The sequence below is a fragment of the Martinezella sp. CNPSo 3890 genome (genome assembly GCF_057784455.1).
Genome location: NZ_JBXSOR010000007.1, coordinates 269892 through 276113, shown reverse-complemented (window position 1 = coordinate 276113; position 6222 = coordinate 269892). Strand labels below are relative to the sequence as shown.

At 60.7% G+C, this 6222-nt stretch carries 6 protein-coding genes; 2 read left to right on the top strand and 4 right to left on the bottom strand.

Annotated features, from left to right (window positions below):
- On the top strand, window positions 1-219 hold a 219-nt coding region (locus AC13RC_RS18995; protein WP_488558086.1), incomplete at its 5' end, for a hypothetical protein.
- A gap of 3 nt (window positions 220-222) precedes the next feature.
- On the opposite strand, the gene AC13RC_RS18990 is transcribed toward AC13RC_RS18995, so the two are convergent.
- Genes AC13RC_RS18990 through AC13RC_RS18975 form a run of 4 tightly spaced genes read right to left on the bottom strand, consistent with a single transcriptional unit; the run spans window position 223 to window position 3926 of the window.
- On the bottom strand, window positions 223-1281 hold the full coding sequence (locus AC13RC_RS18990; RefSeq protein WP_113390773.1) for an ABC transporter ATP-binding protein: 1059 nt from the start codon (window positions 1279-1281) through the stop codon (window positions 223-225).
- A 6-nt stretch (window positions 1282-1287) separates the two neighbouring features.
- Window positions 1288-2079: an ABC transporter permease gene (locus AC13RC_RS18985; protein ID WP_113390804.1), complete on the bottom strand. Its 792-nt coding sequence runs from the start codon at window positions 2077-2079 to the stop codon at window positions 1288-1290.
- Complete coding sequence (locus AC13RC_RS18980) at window positions 2079-2903, bottom strand: ABC transporter permease (protein WP_113390774.1); 825 nt, start codon at window positions 2901-2903, stop codon at window positions 2079-2081. The genes AC13RC_RS18985 and AC13RC_RS18980 overlap by 1 nt, the downstream gene beginning before the upstream one ends.
- A 45-nt stretch (window positions 2904-2948) precedes the next feature.
- A complete protein-coding gene (locus tag AC13RC_RS18975; protein WP_488558092.1) occupies window positions 2949-3926 on the bottom strand; it encodes an ABC transporter substrate-binding protein in 978 nt (325 codons plus the stop codon).
- Between the two features lie 386 nt (window positions 3927-4312).
- Between AC13RC_RS18975 and AC13RC_RS18970 the strand changes: the two genes are divergently transcribed.
- Window positions 4313-6190, top strand: coding sequence for an adenine deaminase (locus tag AC13RC_RS18970; RefSeq protein ID WP_488558085.1), 1878 nt, complete (start codon window positions 4313-4315; stop codon window positions 6188-6190).
- The last annotated feature ends 32 nt before the right edge of the window (window positions 6191-6222 follow it).

Here is a 6222-nt window from a genome sequence, read left to right as displayed (position 1 = left end):
ACCCACAACGCCCGCTTCCCGCGGGCTTTTTGCGTTCCAGCAACGCCTCATGCCTCCAAACCAACAGCAAACCCTCGCAACAAGCCAAACAATGCAACACGGAACCAAGGCCTGAAGTCCTCGCAGTACCACCTTCCAATGGCCACAATATCAATGGCGCAGAGGCTACCCGCCGATGGCGATTGCAACCATAGCTCACAAAAAGAGATCGAAGCCTGAATTCTATTGCTCCGGCTGAAGAATGCAGCATTGCTCAGGCACAGGTACAAGCACGACGGCATCTCCGGCAGCCATCGGCTCCGACAAGGCGCCATTGGCGACGATAGCACCGGCCGCTGTTTCGCATTGGTATTGATAGGCACGGCCGAGATAGGTACGTGTTCCCAGAATCGCCGGCAGGCCGCTGCCTTCGCGTCGAACCGAAAGCCCGTCCGCGCGGCAGCCGAGGACAAAACTGTTCGGGATCGGCCCGAAATCGTCTTGCGACAGAGTGATCCTTGCGCCGCCCGCAGCCTCGGCTGTCACCACTGCGCCCGCCCGCCCGACGACTTGCAGCGGCAGCAGGTTTTCGAAGCCGACGAAGCGGGCGACGAAGCTGTTGGCGGGCTTGCGGTAGAGGGTTTCGGGTGTATCGAGCTGCATGATACGGCCGGCATTCATGATGGCGACGCGATCCGAGATTGAGAAGGCTTCCTCCTGATCGTGGGTCACGTAAAGCGAGGTCGTGCCATTGGCGCGCTGCAACTGGCGTATCTCGACGCGCATATCGACCCTGAGTTTAGCATCAAGATTGGATAGCGGTTCATCGAACATCAGAAGCGGCGGCTCGATGACGAGAGCGCGGGCGAGCGCGACGCGCTGCTTTTGGCCGCCGGAGAGTGCGCCGGGCAGGCGATCGCCGAGGCCGGAAAGGCCGACACGCTCCAGCATGGCGGCTGCCTTTTGCCGGCGTTCCTGAGTCGGCGTGCGGCGCTGCTTCAAGCCGAAGGCGACGTTTTCGAGTACCGTCAGATGCGGAAACAGCGCGTAGTTCTGGAACACCAAGCCAATATCTCTGGCATGCGCCGGCAGTGTTGTCAGGTCGCGGTCGCCGAGTTTGATCGTGCCGCTGGTCGGCTGCAGGAAGCCGGCGACCAGCCGCAAGGTTGTCGTCTTGCCGCAGCCGCTGGAGCCGAGCAGCGAGACAAGTTCGCCGGCGGCGACGGACAGCGAAAGATCCTGCAGGACCGCCGTCTTGCCGTAATGGGCGCTGATGGAATTAATGGAGAGCGATACGGTCACGGGCGGCTACTTTGTCAGGAAGGTGAGGCCCAGGGTAGCTTCGACGATCGCCATGACGGCGACGGTGACGAGCATCAGCAGCACGGAAACCGACGCGATGGTCGGATCGAAGAACTGCTCCATATGGGCGAGGATCTGGATCGGAAGGGTGGAGATGCCCGGGCCTGTCAGGAAGACCGAGACCGAGACATCGTTGATCGAGGTGATGAAGGCGAGGATGAAGGCGGCAATGACGCCGGCGCGGATATTCGGCAGCACCACTGTCAGGAAGGTCTTCAGGGGTGGGCAGCCGAGGCTGATCGCCGCTTCCTCGATCGAGAAATCGAAGCTCGCGAGACTGGCGCTGACGACGCGCACCGAATAGGGCAGCACCAGCAGCGCATGACCGATCAAGAGGCTCGGGAAGATCGGCAGCCCAAGCCCGATCGTGATCGATTTCATCAGCGAGAAGCCGAAGACGATTTCTGGAACGAGGATCGGCAGCACGAAAAGTGTCGAAAGCCAGCGCGGCAGTTCGATCCTGTAGCGACTGATGGCGTAGGCGGCGGGAATGCCGATCAGCAGCGACAGTGCAGTTCCGAGGAAGGCGAGCTCCAGGCTGGTGATCGCCGTCGTGCGGAAGGCCTCGATCTGAAAGATATTCGAGAACCAGTGCAACGTCAGGCCCTGCGGCGGGAAGGTGAGATAGGTTGTGTCGCTGAAGGCGGCACCGATGATGATGACGAGCGGCGCCAGCAGGAAGAGGAAGACGAGGGCGGTGAAAGCGATGAGCGCGGGATGGACCGTTCTTGTCATGATCACACCGCCATCGGGTTCAGCCGTCGCGCGAGCCGGCTCATGATCGCGACAATGCCGATCGTGACCACCACCATGATGGCGGCGATCGTCGAGGCGCCGACCCAGTCGAAGGTGACCATGGCGCGCTGATAGAGGAAGGTGCCCATCATCATCTGCTTTTCGCCGCCAAGCAGCTGCGGCGTCGCGTAGGAGGTGAAGCTGCCGGTGAACACTAGCACCGCGCCGACGATCAGGCCTGGCGTGGCAAGCGGCAGGATGACCTGTCGGAAGGTTGCGGCCGGCGTGGCACCGAGCGATGTCGCCGCCTGGATGAGATCCTGCGGTATGCCCTCAAGCACGCCGACGAGCGTCAGGATCATCAAGGGCACGAAGAGATAGACCATCGCGACAATGACAGAGCCCTCCGTGTAGAGCATCGAGAGCGGCTCGCTGATGACGCCGATCGACATGAGGATGGTGTTGAGAATGCCGTTCTTGCCGAGAATGATCAGCCAGGCGAAGGAGCGCACCACCACGCCGGTCAGCAGCGGAAAGACAGCGGCGATGATCATCACGCTTTTGGCGCGGCCTGGCATCTGCGCGATTACATAGGCGGCGATGAAGCCGATAAACAGCGAGATCGCCGTCGTGATCAGCGCCACTTCGATCGTCCTGAAGAGTACCGTGCGGCGAAAGCCGCTGGAAAAGAAAGTGACATAGGGGGAGAAAATCCCCTTGAGGTCGCCGAAGGTCGCCGCAATCGTAATGACGACGGGAACGAGCAGGAAGAGCGCTACGGCCAGAATGGCCGGCGTCGCCAATCCCCATTTCATCAAATGCTTCATCAACTACATTCCGTGAGAACGCCGCAGACTATGCGGCATGCCCTGTTACATGCCGAAAATCTCGTTCCAGCGATCGACCCAGTCCGGTTGCGCCTCGATCAGCTTCTGATAGTCGATGCGGCTGAGCTTGGCGATCATCTCGGCGCCATAGGTCCAGAGCTTGGCTTTCTCAGGTGGCAGCACGACTTTGGTCGAGACCGGCGCATCGACGCCCTGTTCGGCTTCCGCCTGCTGCACGTCCTTCGACAGGATGAAGTTGATGAATTGATGCGCGAGCTCGACGTTTTCCGAGCCCTTCGGAATATTGACCGTGTTGAGGACGGCGATATCGCCCTCCTTCAGATCGGCCCAGGCCATCGTCGGAACGGCCGATCGCAGGGATGACAGAACAAAATCTTGCGTTATCGCCACCTTGGCCTCACCCGTCGAAATCAGGTTCACCAGTTCGGAGCCGGTATTATAGTTCTTGACGACATTCGGCTTCAGCGCCTCGATAGCTTCGAAGGCCTTGTCAGCATCGGCATAGGGATCGGCGCCGGCATGCTTGCCGGCTTGGAGCACCGTCAGCGGCCCCCCCGTTGTGGTGATGCCGGGAAGCGAAACGGCGTCCTTCAGGTCGTCGCGCCAGAGATCGTTCCAGGAGGTGAGCGGCGGGTTCACTTTCGCGGTATCGTAGACGATACCGATGCGGCCGATCGTGTAAGCCGGGCCGTAATTGCCCTGCGGCCCCTTGGCGATATCGTAGAGATCGGCAAGGTTGGGGAGCTTGCTGCGATCGACTTCCTGGAAGAGACCCTGCTGTATGCCGAGCTGCGAATAGCTGTCTGTGAGATAGATCACGTCGACGCCCTTACCGCTGCGCAGCTTCAGCTTGTTGAGACGGTCGGCATTGTTGCCGGTTTCGAAGACGACGTCGCAGCCGCAGATCTTCTTGAAGGGCTCGATGATGTTGGCCTGCATCTTCTCGCCATTATAGCCCCACCAGGAGATAGTCAGCGTCTTTGCCTGGGCGAAGCCCGGCATCGCAGTTGCCGCGGCAAGGAGAACAAATCCCGCGACACGGGCAAGGGTGAGGCCGTTCATTCTCGAAATCCTTTTGGTCAATGAAATCGGGCATATGTTTCAAGCTTGCAGGATACTATTTTTCGAGCACCGGCTTTACAAGCCCAACAAATGGGCAGGGGGGTGGTTTTTGCCTTTGATGGGATGAATATGTTGCGTCACGCTGCGACGTCCGGCCATTGCACATCGTTGAGATCCGCGAACTCCTTTCCCTCGTCGGGAGAAGGAGAGGCTCAGCAATGTCTTCATTTAACATGCGATTATTCTGCCGGTGGGCCGGGCAGCTTTACACGCGGATCGGTCATCTCTACCCTCAATTGACCGAATATCCTGCAGGCATGCTTCTCATGACATCCCCGAACACAAATCTTCCGGACGATCTGCTCATCAATGCGGCGGACGAAGTGCTGATCCGTCAGGATCTGACGCTGACCGCGCTCGGCCGCCGTCCGGCGGATCGCCTGCTGCGTGTCGGCAGGCTTTTGGATGTGCATAGCCGCAGCTGGCTGGACGACCAGGAAATCGTCATCAAAGGCCGGCGGATCGCCTATGTCGGCCCGGCCGGCAGTTATCAGGGTGAGGTGAGCGAGCGTGTGCACGAGCCGCATCTCGCAGCCGTTCCCGGTTTCGGGGAAGCGCATAAGCATATCGAAAGCTCGCATCTGACGCCGGAATGGGAAGCGGCTTTGGTCATGCCGCATGGTGTCACCTGGACTTGCGAGGCGAGCCATGAGTTTTCCAATGTGAACGGCGCCCGCAATCTGGAATTCTGGCTGGAAGCGCGCCGCCGCGGCTCGCCGATGAAGATATTTCCTCTGCCGGGATCGGCCGTGCCGCCGACGGCTTACGAATGGGGCGGCGGTCACTTCGGCTATGACGAGCAGCAGTCGTTTCTGCGTGAAAGCCTGATGGTGGCCGGCCTTGACGAAGTCATGGACTGGCCGTCGGTGAGCAACCCGGAGAATCCGGCTTACGATCGCCTTTGGGGCATGATCCGGGCCACCTTCGAACAGCGCGGCGTGGTCGAGGGTCATGGCGCGGGCCTGCGCGATCTGCCGTCGATCAATGCTTTTGCCGGCGCCGGACTCGCTTCCGATCACGAGGGCTGGTTTCTCGACGAGATCTGGGAGAAGCTGACGCATGGCCTCTTCATCGAGCTCAGGCCGCATTCCCTGCCCGAGGTGATCAAGGGGTTGATCGAGAAAGGATTGTCCGACTGGTCGCAGATCGCCTTCGTCACTGACGATCGTAGCGCCAGCGACACGCTGAAGATCGGCGCGACAGACTATAATGTCCGGCTGGCAATTGAGAATGGGCTGTCGCCGGAAATTGCCATTCAATGCGTGACGATCAATCCCGCCCGGCACATGCGGCTGACGCCATGGGTCGGCTCGATCGCGCCCGGCCGTTTTGCCGATATCGTGCTGCTGGACGATGTGAAGACGCTGTCGATCGCCAGGGTCTGGGCCGATGGCAAGCCGGCAGCCGAAGGCAAGGCCTTCGTCGGCGTTCGTCCGGAGATCGGCTGGCCGGCATGGGCAACGCAGACGGTCCGCATCGACCGGACCGTCATGGCGGAAGATTTTCGCATTGCCGCTCCATCAGCGTCCGACACGGCCACGGCCGCACTGCTGCGGCCGTTTCACTGGGCCGATGATTTCATCACCATGGATCTGCCGGTTCGCGATGGCGCCGTGCAGCGCGATCATGATCGTAACGTCACGAAATTCGCCATTGTCGATCGCTTTTCCGGCGAGGCCAAGGTCGCCCGCATGTTCTGGCTGGGCACGGGGCCGCGCACGCCGGACACTGCGCTCGGCGCCACACTCGGCCATGATAAGCACAATATCTGGGTCGTCGGCTCCTCCGATGAAGCCATGGCCATGGTCGCCAATGCCCTTAAGGATCAGCAGGGTGGCTGGGTGCTGGTTTCGGGCGGAAAAGTCGTCGCCCGTGTCCGCTACGAAGTCGGCGGCCTGATGACGGCGCGCTCGGCCGAGGAGCTGGATGCGGAGATGCAGGCGCTGTATAAGGCCGGGGCCGAGATCGATTGGATGTATGAGCCGACCTTCTCGCCGCGCTGGTGGCCGGGCTTTCCCGAGCGGCTTTCCTTTGCGACGCTCACCTGCGCGCCATGGCGCTGGGTTCTGGTCGCGCCCTCCGAAAGGGCGCCGGAAGGTTTGGTCAATGTCGCGACCGGTGAAACGCATCCGATCGTCTGGTGATGGATATCCGGCTTGCTTATTGTGAATATCCC